Source organism: Escherichia sp. WS3227_2 (assembly GCF_046486495.1).
Classification (GTDB): Bacteria; Pseudomonadota; Gammaproteobacteria; order Enterobacterales; family Enterobacteriaceae; genus Escherichia; species Escherichia coli.
This window is the reverse complement of record NZ_JBJQLG010000013.1, coordinates 73,399-91,556: the sequence shown is the minus strand read 5'-3', so window position 1 is coordinate 91,556 and position 18,158 is coordinate 73,399. Positions and strand designations below refer to the sequence as shown.

16 protein-coding genes are annotated in these 18,158 nt (G+C 52.1%); 7 read left to right on the top strand and 9 right to left on the bottom strand.

Annotated elements, in window-relative coordinates; all coding sequences use genetic code 11:
- Positions 1 to 29 precede the first annotated feature (29 nt).
- Positions 30 to 605 carry a GDP-mannose pyrophosphatase NudK gene (gene nudK, locus ACJHXB_RS18265; RefSeq protein ID WP_001389740.1) on the bottom strand — a complete coding sequence of 192 codons (576 nt, stop codon included), beginning with the start codon at positions 603 to 605 and terminating at the stop codon, positions 30 to 32.
- Positions 606 to 672: 67 nt separating this feature from the next.
- The gene (gene aegA / locus ACJHXB_RS18260) at positions 673 to 2,652 is read right to left on the bottom strand and encodes a formate-dependent uric acid utilization protein AegA (protein WP_001078834.1); all 1,980 of its coding nucleotides are present in this window, start codon (positions 2,650 to 2,652) and stop codon (positions 673 to 675) included.
- A gap of 205 nt (positions 2,653 to 2,857) precedes the next feature.
- Here aegA and narQ point away from each other — a divergent pair, with 205 nt between their 5' ends.
- On the top strand, positions 2,858 to 4,558 hold the full coding sequence (gene narQ / locus ACJHXB_RS18255) for a nitrate/nitrite two-component system sensor histidine kinase NarQ (RefSeq protein ID WP_001296285.1): 1,701 nt from the start codon (positions 2,858 to 2,860) through the stop codon (positions 4,556 to 4,558).
- A 163-nt stretch (positions 4,559 to 4,721) separates the two neighbouring features.
- Complete coding sequence (gene acrD, locus ACJHXB_RS18250; RefSeq protein ID WP_001273136.1) at positions 4,722 to 7,835, top strand: multidrug efflux RND transporter permease AcrD; 3,114 nt, start codon at positions 4,722 to 4,724, stop codon at positions 7,833 to 7,835.
- A gap of 98 nt (positions 7,836 to 7,933) precedes the next feature.
- Here acrD and ypfM read toward each other — a convergent pair whose 3' ends face one another.
- Positions 7,934 to 7,993, bottom strand: a complete 60-nt coding sequence (gene ypfM, locus ACJHXB_RS18245) for a protein YpfM (RefSeq protein ID WP_001386977.1) — start codon at positions 7,991 to 7,993, stop codon at positions 7,934 to 7,936.
- Between the two features lie 380 nt (positions 7,994 to 8,373).
- Here ypfM and ACJHXB_RS18240 point away from each other — a divergent pair, with 380 nt between their 5' ends.
- Genes ACJHXB_RS18240 through ACJHXB_RS18230 form a run of 3 tightly spaced genes read left to right on the top strand, consistent with a single transcriptional unit; the run spans position 8,374 to position 10,089 of the window.
- Positions 8,374 to 8,730: an ArsC family reductase gene (locus ACJHXB_RS18240; RefSeq protein WP_000258247.1), complete on the top strand. Its 357-nt coding sequence runs from the start codon at positions 8,374 to 8,376 to the stop codon at positions 8,728 to 8,730.
- Positions 8,731 to 8,733: 3 nt separating this feature from the next.
- Positions 8,734 to 9,861, top strand: coding sequence for a succinyl-diaminopimelate desuccinylase (dapE, locus tag ACJHXB_RS18235; protein WP_001277792.1), 1,128 nt, complete (start codon positions 8,734 to 8,736; stop codon positions 9,859 to 9,861).
- A gap of 27 nt (positions 9,862 to 9,888) precedes the next feature.
- Positions 9,889 to 10,089: a YpfN family protein gene (locus ACJHXB_RS18230; protein WP_000383836.1), complete on the top strand. Its 201-nt coding sequence runs from the start codon at positions 9,889 to 9,891 to the stop codon at positions 10,087 to 10,089.
- 80 nt (positions 10,090 to 10,169) lie between these two features.
- On the opposite strand, the gene ypfH is transcribed toward ACJHXB_RS18230, so the two are convergent.
- The 6 genes from ypfH to dapA all read right to left on the bottom strand — a co-directional run bounded on the left by ypfH (position 10,170) and on the right by dapA (position 16,858).
- Positions 10,170 to 10,868, bottom strand: coding sequence for an esterase (ypfH, locus tag ACJHXB_RS18225; protein WP_000679833.1), 699 nt, complete (start codon positions 10,866 to 10,868; stop codon positions 10,170 to 10,172).
- An 85-nt stretch (positions 10,869 to 10,953) separates the two neighbouring features.
- Complete coding sequence (gene tmcA, locus ACJHXB_RS18220; RefSeq protein WP_000829347.1) at positions 10,954 to 12,957, bottom strand: tRNA cytosine(34) acetyltransferase TmcA; 2,004 nt, start codon at positions 12,955 to 12,957, stop codon at positions 10,954 to 10,956.
- Between the two features lie 14 nt (positions 12,958 to 12,971).
- Positions 12,972 to 13,835, bottom strand: coding sequence for a neutral zinc metallopeptidase (locus tag ACJHXB_RS18215; protein ID WP_001267498.1), 864 nt, complete (start codon positions 13,833 to 13,835; stop codon positions 12,972 to 12,974).
- Positions 13,836 to 14,002: 167 nt separating this feature from the next.
- Complete coding sequence (gene purC, locus ACJHXB_RS18210; RefSeq protein ID WP_001295467.1) at positions 14,003 to 14,716, bottom strand: phosphoribosylaminoimidazolesuccinocarboxamide synthase; 714 nt, start codon at positions 14,714 to 14,716, stop codon at positions 14,003 to 14,005.
- 212 nt (positions 14,717 to 14,928) lie between these two features.
- Complete coding sequence (gene bamC / locus ACJHXB_RS18205) at positions 14,929 to 15,963, bottom strand: outer membrane protein assembly factor BamC (protein WP_001297320.1); 1,035 nt, start codon at positions 15,961 to 15,963, stop codon at positions 14,929 to 14,931.
- Positions 15,964 to 15,979: 16 nt separating this feature from the next.
- Positions 15,980 to 16,858: a 4-hydroxy-tetrahydrodipicolinate synthase gene (gene dapA / locus ACJHXB_RS18200; protein WP_001314926.1), complete on the bottom strand. Its 879-nt coding sequence runs from the start codon at positions 16,856 to 16,858 to the stop codon at positions 15,980 to 15,982.
- A 145-nt stretch (positions 16,859 to 17,003) separates the two neighbouring features.
- Here dapA and ACJHXB_RS18195 point away from each other — a divergent pair, with 145 nt between their 5' ends.
- Together ACJHXB_RS18195 and bcp are read left to right on the top strand one after the other, a co-directional pair.
- Positions 17,004 to 17,576 carry a glycine cleavage system transcriptional repressor gene (locus ACJHXB_RS18195; protein WP_000176187.1) on the top strand — a complete coding sequence of 191 codons (573 nt, stop codon included), beginning with the start codon at positions 17,004 to 17,006 and terminating at the stop codon, positions 17,574 to 17,576.
- Positions 17,576 to 18,046: a thioredoxin-dependent thiol peroxidase gene (gene bcp / locus ACJHXB_RS18190; protein ID WP_001068682.1), complete on the top strand. Its 471-nt coding sequence runs from the start codon at positions 17,576 to 17,578 to the stop codon at positions 18,044 to 18,046. Before ACJHXB_RS18195 ends, bcp begins: the two co-directional genes overlap by 1 nt.
- Positions 18,047 to 18,158 lie beyond the last annotated feature (112 nt).

The following is an 18,158-nucleotide window of genomic DNA, read 5'->3' as shown; positions in this document are numbered from 1 at the left end:
AATAAACAACGAAATATTATTGTTATTTTTCAGTCCATTAAATGTGACATTTGCAAATAGTTAAGCAATAACACCGTCTTACCGTCACGTATCTCGCCAGTTTTGATCATCTCCAGCGCCTTGTTGAACGGCAGCTCGAGCACTTCAATATCTTCATCTTCGACACCACCGCCGGCGTTAGCGCGCTGGCTGTCACTGTATTCGGCGATAAAGAAGTGGATTAGCTCAGTCACACCGCCTGGCGACATATACAGTTCAAATAATTTGCGCACTTCGCCCACTTCATAGCCCGTCTCTTCAATCGCTTCTTTACGAATACACACTTCCGGTTCGTCGTTATCCAGCAGCCCGGCGCAGGTTTCAATCAGCTGCCCGCTTTCATTGCCATTAACCCAGGTAGCGACGCGGAACTGACGAATCAGAACCACGGTCTTTTTCTTCGCGTTGTACAGGAGGATCGTTGCACCATTACCGCGATCGTAAACTTCACGTTTATGGCGGATAACTTCGCCATCTTTGCGCGTGAGATCGTAAGTAATGTTGTGCAGGGTGAAATAGTTATCGGAGAGAATTTTGTCTTTAATGAGGGTGATTTGTTGCGTCATACCGACTCCACAGCGCGAAATGAACAATTATCTTACGCTGTGAAGTCGGGTTTGTCTGCGCAGGCTATCAGTGAGATTTGACTGATTTTACCCCCAGCCAGTCAATAATCCCCTGTGCCGCATGACGTCCTTCTGCCATTGCGGTAACCACCAGATCCGCACCACGCACGGCGTCACCACCGGCGAAGATTTTCGGATTCGTGGTCTGATAACGGTACTGGCTTTCCACATCCGCGATGATGCGGCCCCATTTGTCTACCGTTACACCGTGCGACTCCAGCCACGGCATCCCGTGCGGATTGAAGCCAAACGCCATAATCACCGCGTCGGCTGGCATGACAAATTCACTGCCTTCCACCGGTACTGGACGCCGACGCCCCTGGGCATCCGGCTCGCCAAGACGCGTACGCAGGAAACGAATCCCGCAAACGTGACCTTGTTCATTCAGCTCAAGCGCCACCGGCTGGACGTTAAATTCGAAGTTGGCCCCCTCTTCGCGGGCGTTCTTCACCTCTTTCTTCGAGCCTGGCATGTTAGCTTCATCACGACGATAAGCGCAGGTGACGTTACTCGCGCCGTGGCGCAGCGCAGTACGCACACAGTCCATCGCGGTGTCGCCGCCGCCCAGTACCACGACGTTAAGTCCGGCGGTATTGATAAACGGCTCTTCCGGTAGCTCTTCGAGCCCCATCACCTGTTTAGTGTTGGCGATGAGGAACGGCAGCGCGTCATAAACGCCCGGCGCATCTTCATTGGGTAAACCCGCTTTCATGGAACGGTAAGTGCCTACGCCAACGAAGACCGCGTCGTATTGTTCCAAAAGCGAATCCAAAGAGACATCTTTACCCACTTCACAATTGAGTTCGAAGTGAATCCCCATCGCGCTGAAGATTTCCCGACGGCGTGCCAGCAGGGATTTATCCAGTTTGAAAGAAGGAATGCCGAAAGTGAGCAAGCCACCGATTTCTGGATGGCGATCGTACACCGTCACCTCTACGCCATTGCGGGTCAGAACATCCGCACAGGCCAGCCCTGCCGGACCCGCACCGATAATCGCCACCCGCTTGTCCACTTTGGTGACATGGCTTAAGTCAGGACGCCAACCTTTCGCCAACGCCTGATCTGAAATGTAGCGTTCAATGTTGCCGATAGTTACTGCACCATGCTCATCGCGAATAGTACAGGCTCCTTCACACAAACGGTCTTGCGGACAAACGCGTCCGGTAATTTCCGGCAGGGTGTTGGTCTGGTGAGAAAGCTCGACGGCGGCGTCGATGTTTCCGGCTTTCACCAGTTCAATCCACTGCGGAATATGGTTATGCAGCGGGCAGGTCCATTCACAAATGCTGTGCTCGCCGCACTTAAGGCAGCGCGAGGCTTCCCGTTGTGCCTGATCGGCACGGAATGGCAGATAAATTTCATCAAAACCGGTTTTACGCGCTTCAATCGCCAGTTTGTCCGGCTCGCCACGCGCGGGCGTTGCCTGCATTTGCTCGACTTTACTCATTACCGGCATTTCTTGCGCCGCGGTACTGGCATGCCACGGTTGATGTTCCTGACGTGCGGTACGCAAGCGGCGGGATTTCGCCATGCCTGAGAGTGCGGCGTCAGTGACCAGTTGCAGCGCGTCCGCCGGGCAATTCTCGACACAGGCAGGACCGTTTTCGCGCCCTGCACAAAGGTCGCATTTATGCGCCGTGGCTTTTACTTTGCCCGCCGCGACGGGTGTCAGGACGATTTGCATCGTACCAAACGGACAGGCCACCACGCAGGATTTACAGCCAATACACTTTTGCTGATTGACCTGAATGCTGTCATCAACGTGGCTGATTGCGCCATTAGGGCAGCTACGGGCGCAGGGCGCATCTTCACAATGGTGACAGGTCACTGCACTACGTTGCTGCTGATGTTTGATAACCGTAATTCGGGGATGAAAATGGTGTTGGCTCAGGACATGTTGCTCATCATTGTGAGCCATGACACAGGCGATTTCACAAGCATGACAACCCAGACATTGCTGACTGTTGGCCATAATAAAACGATTCATAACGACCTTCTTTTTTGGTTGTAAAAACCTTATTCTTTATATGAGTGTTGTTATTACCCGACTTACAGGGGAATCGGCAATGTTCATGTGCCCAGAATAAGTAACTATTTCGCTATAAACTGTGGCAGATCAAATAATCCCATCACTGACTAAATTGCGTTTCAGCGAACTGGAACATTAATGATTTTTTGTGGAGAAGACGCGTGTGATTGTTAAACGACCCGTCTCGGCCAGTCTGGCCCGGGCCTTTTTTTACATTGTCCTGCTGTCGATTCTTTCCACGGGTATCGCTCTGCTAACTCTGGCGAGCAGTTTGCGCGACGCTGAGGCTATCAATATTGCCGGATCGCTGCGTATGCAGAGTTACCGCCTGGGCTACGACTTGCAAAGTGGCAGTCCACAACTCAATGCACATCGCCAGTTATTTCAGCAGGCACTGCATTCACCGGTATTAACCAATCTCAACGTCTGGTATGTGCCAGAAGCAGTAAAAACCCGCTATGCGCATCTGAATGCCAACTGGCTGGAGATGAATAATCGGCTCAGCAAGGGTGATTTGCCGTGGTATCAGGCCAATATTAATAATTATGTTAATCAGATAGACCTGTTCGTACTGGCTTTACAGCACTACGCTGAACGCAAAATGCTGCTGGTGGTGGCGATTTCCCTGGCTGGCGGCATCGGTATTTTCACGCTGGTCTTTTTTACTTTGCGCCGCATACGCCATCAGGTGGTTGCCCCGCTGAATCAGCTGGTTACCGCCAGTCAGCGTATTGAACACGGACAGTTCGACTCGCCGCCGCTGGATACCAGCCTGCCGAATGAGCTTGGCCTGCTTGCCAAAACCTTTAACCAGATGTCGAGCGAGCTGCATAAATTGTACCGTTCGCTGGAGGCGTCAGTAGAAGAAAAGACCCGCGACCTCCACGAGGCCAAGCGTCGCCTGGAGGTGTTGTATCAGTGTTCGCAGGCGCTGAACACCAGCCAGATTGATGTGCATTGTTTCCGCCATATTTTGCAGATTGTTCGCGACAACGAAGCGGCTGAATATCTGGAGTTAAATGTCGGTGACAACTGGCGGATTAGCGAAGGGCAGCCAAACCCGGAATTGCCGATGCAGATTTTACCGGTGACAATGCAAGAGACGGTTTACGGCGAACTGCACTGGCAAAATAGTCACGTTTCATCATCAGAACCGCTGCTTAACAGCGTTTCGTCGATGCTGGGACGCGGTTTGTACTTTAATCAGGCGCAGAAGCATTTTCAGCAGTTATTGTTGATGGAAGAACGTGCGACCATCGCCCGCGAATTGCACGACTCGCTGGCTCAGGTACTTTCTTACTTACGTATCCAGTTGACGTTACTGAAGCGTTCGATACCGGAAGATAATGCCACCGCACAAAGTATCATGGCCGATTTTTCCCAGGCGTTGAATGATGCTTATCGGCAGTTACGCGAGCTGTTAACTACTTTCCGCCTGACGCTGCAGCAGGCAGATCTCCCCTCCGCGTTGAGGGAAATGCTGGATACGTTACAAAATCAAACCAGCGCTAAACTGACCCTCGACTGCCGCCTGCCAACCCTGGCGCTGGATGCGCAAATGCAGGTGCATTTGTTGCAAATTATTCGCGAAGCGGTGCTGAATGCGATGAAGCACGCCAACGCCAGCGAAATCGCCGTCAGTTGCGTCACCGCGCCGGACGGCAATCACACGGTCTATATCCGTGATAACGGAATTGGCATCGGTGAACCGAAAGAACCCGAAGGTCATTATGGCCTGAATATCATGCGCGAGCGCGCGGAACGGCTGGGTGGGACGCTGACTTTTTCACAACCTTCCGGCGGCGGCACGTTAGTGAGTATTAGCTTTCGCTCCGCGGAGGGTGAGGAAAGTCAGCTGATGTAATGCCTCCGACTGACCAAAGAATACTGGCCCTTAAAGTTCAGTATAAAAGGGCATGATAATTTACATTAACTCCTTTTTTTCTCCACGATTGGCTCGTACCTTGCCGCTACAGTGAAGCAAGTCAAGCCTACAACGATACGCAGAAACACGAGGTCCTCTTTTAATGGCGAATTTCTTTATTGATCGCCCCATTTTTGCCTGGGTGCTGGCAATCCTGTTGTGTCTGACAGGTACCCTGGCGATTTTTTCATTGCCCGTTGAACAATACCCCGATCTCGCGCCACCGAATGTGCGAGTGACCGCTAACTATCCCGGCGCATCGGCCCAGACGCTGGAAAACACCGTGACCCAGGTTATCGAGCAAAATATGACCGGCCTCGATAATCTGATGTATATGTCGTCTCAGAGCAGTGGCACCGGCCAGGCATCTGTCACTTTAAGTTTTAAAGCAGGCACCGATCCGGACGAAGCCGTGCAGCAAGTACAAAACCAGCTGCAATCAGCCATGCGAAAGTTACCGCAGGCGGTGCAAAATCAGGGCGTGACGGTGCGTAAAACCGGCGATACCAATATTCTGACCATTGCCTTCGTCTCTACCGATGGTTCGATGGATAAACAGGATATTGCCGATTATGTTGCCAGTAATATTCAGGACCCGTTAAGCCGCGTGAATGGCGTCGGGGATATCGATGCCTATGGTTCGCAATATTCCATGCGTATCTGGCTGGACCCGGCGAAACTCAACAGTTTCCAGATGACGGCTAAAGATGTCACCGATGCCATTGAATCACAGAATGCGCAGATTGCGGTTGGGCAACTTGGTGGTACGCCTTCCGTCGATAAGCAGGCGCTCAACGCCACCATTAACGCCCAGTCACTGCTGCAAACACCAGAACAGTTCCGCGATATCACCTTGCGGGTGAATCAGGACGGCTCAGAGGTAAGGCTGGGCGATGTCGCCACCGTCGAAATGGGGGCGGAGAAATACGATTATCTTAGCCGCTTCAATGGTAAGCCAGCCTCCGGGTTGGGGGTAAAACTGGCCTCCGGCGCGAACGAAATGGCGACAGCGGAGCTGGTGCTCAATCGTCTTGACGAGCTGGCGCAGTATTTCCCGCATGGACTGGAATACAAGGTGGCGTATGAAACCACCTCGTTTGTTAAAGCCTCCATTGAAGACGTGGTGAAAACGCTGCTGGAAGCTATCGCTCTGGTTTTCCTCGTTATGTATCTGTTCCTGCAAAACTTCCGCGCCACGCTGATACCAACTATCGCCGTGCCGGTGGTGTTGATGGGAACCTTCTCCGTACTTTATGCCTTCGGTTACAGCGTCAACACCTTAACCATGTTCGCGATGGTGCTGGCGATCGGTCTGCTGGTGGATGACGCCATCGTGGTGGTGGAAAACGTCGAACGTATTATGAGTGAGGAAGGACTCACTCCTCGCGAAGCCACACGTAAATCGATGGGGCAGATCCAGGGGGCACTGGTCGGGATTGCGATGGTGCTTTCGGCGGTATTTGTACCAATGGCCTTCTTCGGCGGCACCACCGGTGCCATCTATCGCCAGTTCTCTATTACCATTGTTGCGGCGATGGTGCTGTCAGTATTGGTAGCGATGATCCTCACTCCGGCTCTGTGTGCCACGCTACTTAAGCCACTGAAAAAGGGTGAGCATCACGGGCAAAAAGGCTTTTTTGCCTGGTTTAACCAGATGTTTAACCGCAACGCCGAACGCTACGAAAAAGGGGTGGCGAAAATTCTCCACCGTAGCCTGCGCTGGATTGTGATTTATGTCCTGCTGCTTGGCGGCATGGTGTTCCTGTTCCTGCGTTTGCCGACGTCGTTCTTGCCACTGGAAGACCGGGGCATGTTTACTACCTCGGTACAGTTGCCCAGCGGTTCAACCCAACAACAGACCCTGAAAGTCGTTGAGCAAATCGAGAAATACTACTTCACCCATGAAAAAGACAACATCATGTCGGTGTTTGCCACTGTTGGTTCTGGCCCTGGGGGTAACGGGCAAAACGTGGCGAGAATGTTTATCCGCCTGAAAGACTGGAGCGAACGCGACAGTAAGACCGGCACCTCGTTTGCCATTATCGAGCGTGCAACGAAGGCGTTTAACAAGATTAAAGAAGCTCGCGTTATCGCCAGCAGCCCGCCAGCAATTAGCGGTCTTGGTAGTTCTGCAGGTTTTGATATGGAGTTGCAGGACCACGCTGGAGCGGGTCACGATGCGCTGATGGCAGCACGTAACCAGTTGCTGGCGCTGGCGGCGGAAAACCCGGAGCTAACCCGTGTGCGCCATAACGGCCTCGACGACAGTCCGCAGTTGCAGATTGATATCGACCAGCGTAAAGCTCAGGCGCTGGGCGTTGCTATCGACGATATTAACGACACACTGCAAACCGCCTGGGGTTCGAGCTATGTGAATGACTTTATGGATCGCGGTCGCGTGAAGAAAGTCTATGTGCAGGCAGCTGCGCCATATCGCATGCTGCCAGATGACATCAATCTCTGGTATGTCCGAAATAAAGATGGCGGCATGGTGCCCTTCTCTGCTTTCGCGACCTCACGCTGGGAGACAGGCTCGCCGCGTCTGGAACGCTATAACGGTTATTCTGCGGTTGAGATTGTTGGGGAAGCCGCACCGGGGGTCAGTACCGGTACGGCGATGGATATTATGGAATCGTTAGTGAAGCAGCTGCCAAACGGCTTTGGTCTGGAGTGGACGGCGATGTCGTATCAGGAGCGACTTTCCGGCGCGCAGGCTCCGGCGCTGTACGCTATTTCCTTGCTGGTGGTATTCCTGTGTCTGGCGGCGCTGTATGAAAGCTGGTCGGTGCCGTTCTCGGTAATGCTGGTCGTGCCGCTGGGGGTTATCGGCGCGCTGCTGGCAACCTGGATGCGCGGGCTGGAAAACGACGTTTACTTCCAGGTGGGGCTGTTAACGGTCATTGGTTTATCGGCGAAAAACGCCATCCTGATCGTCGAGTTTGCTAACGAGATGAACCAAAAAGGCCACGACCTGTTTGAAGCGACGCTCCACGCCTGCCGTCAGCGTTTACGCCCGATTCTGATGACCTCGCTGGCATTTATCTTCGGCGTATTGCCAATGGCAACCAGCACGGGTGCCGGTTCCGGTGGTCAGCATGCGGTGGGTACTGGCGTAATGGGCGGGATGATTTCGGCCACTATTCTGGCTATTTACTTCGTGCCGCTGTTCTTTGTGCTGGTGCGCCGCCGCTTCCCGCTGAAGCCGCGCCCGGAATAAGCAATAAAAAAGGCGACATGCCAATGTGTCGCCCTTTTCAACTTTCCGATTAAGAACCTGCTCAGCGGGTTCTTGCTGTTTGTACTTTGTCTCAGGAATTACTTACGAAGCATAACTTCGATAAAGTCTTTCCAGTTCCCCAGTTCACGTTCAATCATAACAACCTCTCTTATAATTATGGGTATTCTACGGAAACAATATACCGTGGTGAAGCTAATTTACTCGATTGCTGCGATGACTACCTCCGGGGGACAAACCTTATGTAAATACTATGGTCCTGCGGTGATGATTTGTATGTGATACACAGCAACATTTCGAGATATTCATACGGCATCTAATACTGATTTAATTCTGGTTAAAATACAGACAGATAACAAGATGAATATTCTTAATGTTTACGTTAAAAATGTTTAATATTATTTAATAGTTGTTAATTTGAATACTTCGATAATGTTATATTTCCTGATAATCATTTGCAGGCAAAATGTTTTCACTCTTAAATGAGTATTTATTCTCATAAATCGAAAAAGGATTCATTATGGTTACACTTTACGGTATCAAAAATTGTGACACCATTAAAAAGGCTCGCCGTTGGCTGGAAGCCAATAACATCGACTATCGTTTTCATGATTACCGCGTCGATGGGCTGGACAGCGAATTATTGAACGGTTTTATCAACGAATTAGGCTGGGAAGCGTTACTCAACACCCGTGGTACAACCTGGCGTAAACTGGACGAAACCACCCGCAATAAAATCACTGATGCGGCCTCTGCGGCGGCATTAATGACTGAAATGCCTGCAATTATCAAACGTCCATTGCTCTGCGCGCCTGGTAAGCCTATGCTGCTGGGTTTTAGTGATTCCAGTTATCAGCAATTTTTCCATGAGGTGTAGTCTATGTCGTGCCCGGTTATTGAGCTGACACAACAGCTTATTCGCCGCCCTTCCCTGAGTCCTGATGACGCAGGATGTCAGGCTTTGTTGATTGAACGTTTGCAGGCGATCGGTTTTACCGTTGAACGCATGGATTTTGCCGATACGCAGAATTTTTGGGCATGGCGTGGGCAAGGTGAAACGTTGGCCTTTGCCGGGCATACCGACGTGGTGCCGCCTGGCGACGCCGATCGTTGGATCAATCCGCCGTTTGAACCCACCATTCGTGATGGCATGTTATTCGGGCGCGGTGCGGCAGATATGAAAGGCTCGCTGGCAGCGATGGTGGTAGCGGCAGAACGCTTTGTCGCACAACATCCCAACCATGCAGGTCGACTGGCATTTCTGATCACTTCTGATGAAGAAGCCAGTGCCCATAACGGTACGGTAAAAGTCGTCGAAGCGTTGATGGCACGTAATGAGCGTCTCGATTACTGCCTGGTTGGCGAACCGTCGAGTATCGAAGTGGTAGGTGATGTGGTGAAAAATGGTCGTCGCGGATCGTTAACCTGCAACCTCACCATTCATGGCGTGCAGGGGCATGTTGCCTACCCACATCTGGCTGACAATCCGGTACATCGCGCAGCACCTTTCCTTAATGAATTAGTGGCTATTGAGTGGGATCAGGGCAATGAATTCTTCCCGGCGACCAGTATGCAGATTGCCAATATTCAGGCGGGAACGGGCAGTAACAACGTTATTCCGGGTGAACTGTTTGTGCAGTTTAACTTCCGCTTCAGCACCGAACTGACTGATGAGATGATCAAAGCGCAGGTACTTGCCCTGCTTGAAAAACATCAACTGCGTTATACGGTGGAATGGTGGCTTTCCGGGCAGCCATTTTTGACCGCGCGCGGTAAACTGGTGGATGCGGTCGTTAACGCGGTTGAGCACTATAATGAAATTAAACCGCAGCTACTGACCACAGGCGGAACGTCCGACGGGCGCTTTATTGCCCGCATGGGGGCGCAGGTGGTGGAACTCGGGCCGGTCAATGCCACTATTCATAAAATTAATGAATGTGTGAACGCTGCCGACCTGCAGCTACTTGCCCGTATGTATCAACGTATCATGGAACAGCTCGTCGCCTGATGAGTGGTTCTGCAAGAGGAAATAAGCATGGACTGGCTGGCTAAATATTGGTGGATTCTGGTGATTGTCTTTTTGGTAGGCGTCCTGCTGAACGTGATTAAAGATCTCAAGCGCGTCGACCATAAGAAATTTCTCGCCAACAAGCCGGAGCTTCCCCCGCATCGTGATTTCAACGATAAGTGGGACGATGACGACGACTGGCCGAAAAAGGATCAACCGAAGAAGTAAGCTGAGCGGCCGGATAAGGCGTTCACGCCACATCCGGCCATGATGCCTGATACAGTCTTATCAGGCCTACCCGGTTATTATTACATCATTTCAATCACATCATCATTGCCAGGCTTACCGCCACTTAGCGCTTCGTCGAAATAATGTTTCGGAATGGTATAACGCAAGTGATCCAGGGCAAATTGCATACTGCGATTGTCGATCGCATGGCCTAAATCCTCCACGATATCCAGCGTCACGTCACCACCGGCACTGATTAACGCTTCCTGCGCCGCAACCGCATGCGCCAGATCGATAACCGGATCTTCACCGCCATGAATCAGGTGAATTGTCGTGGCTGTAGACGCGGTTTCCGGCAGGCTGGCATAGCGTCCGTTAAAGGCAATGACGCGTGAGGCAAGGCCCGGTTTGGCTTTAATGCTCTCCAGCGCCATAATCGCGCCTTGAGAGAAACCGATTAGCGCCGTGGCGTTAGCCCCTACTCCGCTCTGTTTCTGCCAGTAGCGCACCGTTTCAATAAACGTCGGCATGATGGCATCCACACGCTCCTGGCGATTATCTTCCGTAATACCCTGCACCGAAAACCACTGACGCCCCGCCGGATTACCGCTCGGCTCCGCGCCACCGACACTCACCACCAGCGCATCAGGAAACAGCGGTGCAAACCAGCTACCTATTTCCCCCATTGCCACCGGGTTATCCCCGACACCGTGGAAAAGCAGTAACAACTGTTGCGCAGGTTTATCCGGGCTTTGAACAACAAAATGGTCATGTTTCATGGCGAACTCCTTAACTGATGTCATTAATTTTACGCCGCTGACTCACAATGACCATGGGAGAAAATTGAAGGAGTCAGTGAAAAAATTACCATTGCGTTATGCGATCGCGCAAACGCTCAGTGCGAACATCATCAAGTGCGAACAGCGCCTGCGCGGCTTCTTCGCGTTGACGGACCAGTAACAGCTTACGGCCTGAAAGTTTAAGTGTGGTACATAACTGCGCGTCACTGGCGTTTTTCTGTAAACGCCCACGCAGCGCCGGTAATGCCAGTTCGCTGGTTTGTAACAGACGCATTAAGCAACCTAACGACGTTAATAGCGGACGATGAGCGAAAGCAAAACCGGCCAGTTCAAGCCAGTCGTCGTCAGAAAGGACGGCATCGTTTCGTGGATCAACAGGGAGCGTTTCGCCATTCCACTGCGCGAGAGCTTGCGCATCGCGACGTAAACGGTAATGCTCACGTTCAGCCAGCTGTTTACCCGCATCACTCATCGGTAACAGCGCCATCGCCGTATAGCAACCGCTGCTGGCTTCACGATGATTACCCATTCGCACCAGCACAAAACCGCAGCGTTGCCAGAAACGCCATAACTCCCTGGTGTAACCAAAACTCACTGAAAGATAGTCGAGGTCATGCGTATATTGCAAAGCACCAGCAATAAGTTGCCGCCCTGTGCCTTCCCGCTGACGAGCCGGATGAACTGCTATCCGGCTGACCCGCCTTCCGCGCAATGTCGCCGCTAGAGGATTGCTGCCGTGCGCCGCCAGCGACTGGGCCACCAGATTACCCCGCGGGCGACGAAAACCCGCCCATACCGCCTGACTGAGTTCTTGAGATAATCCGCCCTCATCCACCAGCCACAGCGCTCCGGCAATCTCGTTTTCGCCAGCCGCCTGTAAAAAATGTTGACCTGGTGCATCCATCATGCGGCGTAAATCCAGCGGCGAAGTCCGGTAGTGCGCACCAGACAATAATTGATAAACCTTTAACGGCGTTTCTGGCTCACTTCGCCATAACGTCTGTTCAAATGCGGCAATGACGATATTGCCTTGTGGTGTATGGGTGAAGTTTTCATCGTCAAACACCAGTGCCTCACTAACCATTTTTTCCAGCGGGCATCCCTGCGCCCAGCGGATCGGCTGTTGTAGTTCAAAACGGTGTAAATGCGGAAAGCGAGCGCAAAATTTCAGCAAAAAACCACGTCCGGTGCCTTCGTAGCCCTGCACCGTAGTGGTTAACAACGTTCGAGGAAAACGCGATACCAGTTGATGCAACAACGGCGCAGGTATAGCTGCGGCTTCATCGACCACCAGCCAGTCGGCTTGCTCATCGCTGGCTAACAAGGCATCCGGCGCAATAAAGCGAAACTTCTCGCCCGCAAATTGTGCCAGTACATCCGTTGCCGCTTTTGCGGGCGCGGTGACAATCGCACTGCCCGCAATACGAGAAATGAGTTGCCCTGCCAACGCCGATTTACCGCGCCCACGCGCAGCCGTTACCGCTGCCACGCCCGGCGGCATGGTCAGTAACTGCTGTAAGAGTTGCTGTTGTTCTGGTTGTGGTGCGCCGGTCGCGGGGTGCCAGTCAGTACGGGGAGTAAAATGCGCCAACGAGAACGGCTGGTTCTGCCGCCAGAGGATAGCGTCGTTATTCGCCGTAAGTACGCGTTTGAGATGCTGGACAAAATGCGGCGTCGCAATAGGGTCAGGGCAATCACTCCAGCGCAGCGAGTCGGCATCAGGTTGGTTTTCCCACTCTTCCCATACAGGGAGTAACAACACCAGCCAGCTTCCCGCTTTCAACGTTCCGCTAAGTGCTGCAAAGGCAGCGGCATCAAAGCCGTGGCGGGCGTCGAATACCGCATGCCGGAATTCGCGCCCAAGTAAAGTTTGTAGCGCCGAGGGAAAACAGTGGTTTTCAGCGACTGGCTGCGGCGAAATCCACAGCCAGTCGCCAGGTAAGGCATCACGCAACTTAAGCGCATGATCAAAACACCAACCCTCTTCCCCGCTCAACACCAGCAAGCGGCGGATCCCTTCACGTTTCATTTGCGCTGTTAATGTGTGAAGCGCAGTCAGTTCAGCCATCCCTGCCCCGGAAGTTAAATGCTTTTACCAAAAGTATTGCATTGTGCCGGATCGCCGCTGTCGAAACCACGTTTAAACCAGCTGTAGCGTTGCTGAGAAGTACCATGAGTGAAACTGTCTGGTACTACTCGCCCCTGACTTTGCTGTTGTAAACGGTCATCGCCGATGGCCTGCGCCGCGTTCAGCGCCTCTTCCAGATCGCCGGTTTCCAGAACACCTTGCTGCTGCATACTATGCCCCCAGACACCGGCAAAACAGTCGGCCTGGAGTTCCATACGCACAGATAAGCGGTTCACTTCCGCCTGCGTCGCGTTTTGTTGCAGTTGACGAACTTTCGGCTCGATGCCTAACAGTTTCTGCACATGATGACCGACTTCATGGGCGATAACGTACCCCTGGGCAAAATCGCCATCCGCGCCAAGTTTGTCTTTCATGTCATCATAGAAGGAGAGATCGATATAAACCGTGCCATCCGCCGGGCAATAGAACGGTCCCATAATGGACTGGCCCGCCCCGCAGCCGGTGCGCGTCATTCCACGGTACATGACCAGCTTCGGTTGCTGATAGGTTTTACCCATCTTCTCGAATTGCTGTCCCCAGGTGTCTTCCGTGGTTGCCAGAATCACCGAAGTGAATTTTGCGGCTTCGTCTTCATTAGGACTAATTGACCGTGTTGATTGCTGTTGAGAAACCGGCTGTCCGGTCATCAACCCGGTTAAATCAACGCCATAGTAGCCTGCAACCAGCACGACTATCAGTAAAATCAGCCCGCCTTTACCGCTTGGCAGGCGAAAACCTGGACCGCCCATTGACGGACCACCAGAGCTGTTGCGCCTGTCTTCAACATTGTCACTTTCACGTCGCCCTTGCCAACGCATAGATACCTCAACAATATATTCATTATAGAAATGATCGTAGGTGGTTCAGAGGAAGATTACCACAGGAAAGCGGGATGAAATGGCGGAGGAATGAGCGTTCAATGCACATCTGCCGAGAGCGGTTGTCTTGCCGTGCCAGCTGCACGGCAAGATGATGAACAGAAAAATCAGTCCAGCTGTACACCCAGGCGGCGGGCGACGGCTTCATAGGCTTCGATCAGGCCACCGAGGCTCTGGCGGAAACGGTCTTTGTCCATTTTCTCCAGCGTTTCTTTGTCCCACAGGCGGCTGCCGTCCGGGGAGAACTCATCGCCCAGTACCACTTCACCTTTGTACAGGCCAAACTCCAGTTTAAAGTCGACCAAAATCAGACCAGCATCATCGAACAGTTTTTTCAGCACGTCGTTCGCTTTGTAGGTCAGCTCTTTCATACGCGCCAGGTTCTCTTTACTTACCCAGCCAAAGGTTTCGCAGTAAGATTCGTTGACCATCGGATCGTGCATGGCGTCGTTTTTCAGGAACAGATCGAACAGCGGCGGGTTCAGCTCAATACCTTCTTCGATTCCAAGTCGTTTCACCAGAGAGCCAGCAGCACGGTTACGCACGACACACTCAACCGGCACCATATCCAGCTTTTTCACCAGACATTCGGTATCGGAGAGCAGACGCTCCATTTGAGTCGGGATACCCGCTTCAGCCAGTTTGCTCATAATGAAGTAGTTGAACTTGTTGTTCACCATACCTTTGCGATCAAACTGCTCAATGCGCGCGCCATCCCCTGCTGACGTATCATTGCGGAATTCGAGCACCAACAGGTCCGGGTTTTCCGTGCTGTATACGGTTTTCGCTTTACCACGATACAACTCAGCTTGCTTTTGCATCTTTATCACTCCTGGGTGTGAATTAACGTTTTAAAATCTTTTGCTGTCTGGTGTGCCGGATGTTTTGTCAGATGCGGCAAGAACGCCTTATCCGACCTACGTCCGACAAACAAATTTAGTGCGAATTACCGCTAAAATCGCGTTTTCCTGCCGACGCACACGTTTGCGTATCATATCAGAAAAAAGGGCCGGATGACTCCAGCCCTGTATTTTTACTTGCTAAACGCAGCCTGGAAGACAGCTACCAGCGCGTCGTTCTGACTCTGAGTCAGAGTATGACCTTTCGGATCGATGAACTGTAGGCTGCTGCGGTTATCTAAATCGCCAACCTGCAGTTTATAGTCACCGGATGCCAGGCCTGGATCGCTCGCGCCCAGTTCCTGCCAGTCGCTGTCAGACAGCGGCTTGTAAGTTACGGCCATGTTGCCCTGCGAACGGGTGCTGTCGGTCACTTTCATGCCCACTTTTTCCAGCGCCGCTGGCAGACGTTGCCAAACCACATTGAACGGCCCGCGTACGACCAGCATTGGTAAACCGGTGTCATCAGCTGCACTTTGTACGTCCATAGTGGTGGAGGCACGATTTTGCGCAGCGTTCGCGGCGTCAGTGGCAGATTTATCCAGACCGGCGGAAATAACGTTCATCATCTCCGTGCTGTAACGCTGCATGGAAGCCGCGTCTGCAACCGGTTTGCCCGCCTGTTCCAGGTTCAGCAGTTTAACCGTAACCGCCTGCTGATAACCCTGCGGCTTAACAGAGATTTGATAACGACCACGATACTGCTCGTCTTCGTCCAGACGGTTCCATTGTACCCAATCGGTGGTCAGTGTCTGACCAGCATCATCACGTTGGGTGATGGTGTAGTTTTTCGCCTGCAGCACGCTAACCACCTGCGGCCACAGAGTATTGCCACGACCATTTTCCACCAGCAATGAAGCGGTATCGCCCGTGAACTGGGTACGCGCGCCAGAAACCAGTGCCAGCGGCTGGGCTGGTGGACGAATGTCCAGCGCCTTACCGACAGCACCACTACCGTTGGTCACCGGGATTGCATAATCACCGGAGGTCACCGGCAAAATCATTCCAGCCGGGGCATGAAGCTCCGCAAGCGGTGCCGCTTCCAGGTAGGCTTCATCACCACTGACCTGACGCTTATAGCGTGAGTCAGAACTACAGGCAGCGAGTAATAAAACAAGCGAAACACCCGCAACCTTTGCCAGGCGCGACTTTTGAACAGAGTAAGCCATCAAATCTCCCTAAACTTTACAGCAAACCGGCATGCTTAAGCGCCGCTCTGACCGTCTCACGACCACTGTCGGTGATAGGTGTCATTGGCAGGCGCAGCGTATCGGTCGCCACAAGACCCAGTTCCTTACATGCCCATTTCACCGGGATTGGATTGGGTTCGACAAATAGTTTGTTGTGTAATGGCATCAGACGCTGATTAATAACGCGTGCCTCGGCAAAATGCCCTTCTGCTGCCAGTTTGCACATCTGGGCCATATCACGCGCTGCGACGTTAGCCGTAACGGAAATAACCCCATGACCGCCTAATTGCATGAAGTCCAGCGCGCTCGCATCATCGCCGCTCAGCAGAAAAAAATCATCTGAAACCAGCTCTTTGATCTGGTTTACACGCGTTAAGTTCCCTGTTGCCTCTTTGATTCCGATAATATTTTTTACTTTCGCCAGACGGCCCACCGTTTCCGGGAGCAGATCGCAGCCAGTACGGGACGGCACATTATACAGAATTTGCGGCAGGTCAGTATGTTCAGCGATGGCTTTGAAATGCTGATACAAACCTTCTTGCGACGGACGATTGTAGTAAGGGGTTACCGTCAGGCAGCCGACGATACCACTGTCATTGAAGCGCTGCGTCAGGCTAATGGCTTCCGCAGTAGCGTTAGCGCCGGTCCCGGCAATCACCGGAATGCGCCCGTCAGCCAGCTCCAGCGTCATCATCACCACATCAGCATGTTCGTCATGATTTAAGGTAGCGGACTCGCCAGTGGTGCCAACAGAAACGATCGCCGAAGTACCGCTGGCGACATGATAATCAATCAGTTTTTTCAAGCTAGCCCGACAGACATTACCTTTTTCATCCATCGGAGTAACAATCGCGACAATACTTCCCGTGAACATGGGCCATCCTCTGTGCAAACAAGTGTCTCAATGGTACGTTTGGTATGGCATTAAAAGCAAGCAGACAGAACCGTTCTGATTGTTGTATGCATGTTTTTTTTATGCTTTCCTTAAGAACAACTCACCCCTTAAAGGAATAACCAGTTTGACACTGTCATCGCAACATTATCTGGTGATCACTGCGTTGGGTGCCGATCGCCCTGGAATTGTGAACACCATCACCCGTCATGTCAGTAGTTGCGGCTGTAATATTGAAGACAGTCGCCTGGCGATGCTGGGAGAAGAGTTCACGTTTATCATGCTGCTTTCCGGTTCATGGAATGCCATTACTCTGATTGAATCAACGTTACCGTTGAAAGGTGCCGAGCTGGATCTTTTAATCGTGATGAAGCGCACGACGGCGCGTCCGCGTCCGCCAATGCCAGCATCTGTCTGGGTTCAGGTCGATGTGGCAGACTCCCCGCATTTAATTGAACGCTTCACAGCACTTTTCGACGCGCATCATATGAACATTGCGGAGCTGGTGTCGCGCACGCAACCTGCTGAAAATGAACGGGCTGCGCAGTTGCATATTCAGATAACCGCCCACAGCCCCGCATCTGCGGACGCAGCAAATATTGAGCAAGCATTCAAAGCCCTATGTACAGAACTCAATGCACAAGGCAGTATTAACGTCGTCAATTATTCCCAACATGATGAACAGGATGGAGTTAAGTAATGAATCCACTGAAAGCCGGTGATATCGCACCGAAATTTAGCTTGCCGGATCAAGACGGAGAACAAGTTAATTTGACCGACTTCCAGGGACAGCGTGTTCTGGTTTATTTCTACCCGAAAGCCATGACCCCCGGCTGTACCGTACAGGCCTGCGGCTTACGCGATAACATGGATGAGTTGAAAAAAGCGGGCGTTGATGTGCTGGGTATCAGCACCGATAAACCCGAAAAACTCTCCCGTTTTGCGGAAAAAGAGCTGCTTAACTTTACGCTCCTGTCTGATGAGGACCACCAGGTGTGCGAACAATTCGGCGTCTGGGGTGAAAAGTCCTTCATGGGCAAAACCTACGATGGTATTCATCGCATCAGCTTCCTGATTGACGCTGATGGCAAAATCGAACATGTCTTTGACGATTTCAAAACCAGCAATCACCACGACGTTGTGCTGAACTGGCTGAAAGAACACGCCTGATTACTTTGCTCCATTCCGTGCTGGCTGCGCTTGCGGTCAGCACACCTCACTTCTCGTGATCAAGATCACATTCTTGCTTTCCCCTGCGACACGGGTGTCGAATTCATTTTTT

Bases quoted from the DNA above. Each gene is read 5' to 3' on its own strand.
- nudK (WP_001389740.1), bottom strand. From the start codon at position 605: ATGACGCAACAAATCACCCTCATTAAAGACAAAATTCTCTCCGATAAC.
- aegA (WP_001078834.1), bottom strand. From the start codon at position 2,652: ATGAATCGTTTTATTATGGCCAACAGTCAGCAATGTCTGGGTTGTCAT.
- acrD (WP_001273136.1), top strand. From the start codon at position 4,722: ATGGCGAATTTCTTTATTGATCGCCCCATTTTTGCCTGGGTGCTGGCA.
- ACJHXB_RS18240 (WP_000258247.1), top strand. From the start codon at position 8,374: ATGGTTACACTTTACGGTATCAAAAATTGTGACACCATTAAAAAGGCT.
- dapE (WP_001277792.1), top strand. From the start codon at position 8,734: ATGTCGTGCCCGGTTATTGAGCTGACACAACAGCTTATTCGCCGCCCT.
- ACJHXB_RS18230 (WP_000383836.1), top strand. From the start codon at position 9,889: ATGGACTGGCTGGCTAAATATTGGTGGATTCTGGTGATTGTCTTTTTG.
- ypfH (WP_000679833.1), bottom strand. From the start codon at position 10,868: ATGAAACATGACCATTTTGTTGTTCAAAGCCCGGATAAACCTGCGCAA.
- tmcA (WP_000829347.1), bottom strand. From the start codon at position 12,957: ATGGCTGAACTGACTGCGCTTCACACATTAACAGCGCAAATGAAACGT.
- ACJHXB_RS18215 (WP_001267498.1), bottom strand. From the start codon at position 13,835: ATGCGTTGGCAAGGGCGACGTGAAAGTGACAATGTTGAAGACAGGCGC.
- purC (WP_001295467.1), bottom strand. From the start codon at position 14,716: ATGCAAAAGCAAGCTGAGTTGTATCGTGGTAAAGCGAAAACCGTATAC.
- bamC (WP_001297320.1), bottom strand. From the start codon at position 15,963: ATGGCTTACTCTGTTCAAAAGTCGCGCCTGGCAAAGGTTGCGGGTGTT.
- dapA (WP_001314926.1), bottom strand. From the start codon at position 16,858: ATGTTCACGGGAAGTATTGTCGCGATTGTTACTCCGATGGATGAAAAA.
- bcp (WP_001068682.1), top strand. From the start codon at position 17,576: ATGAATCCACTGAAAGCCGGTGATATCGCACCGAAATTTAGCTTGCCG.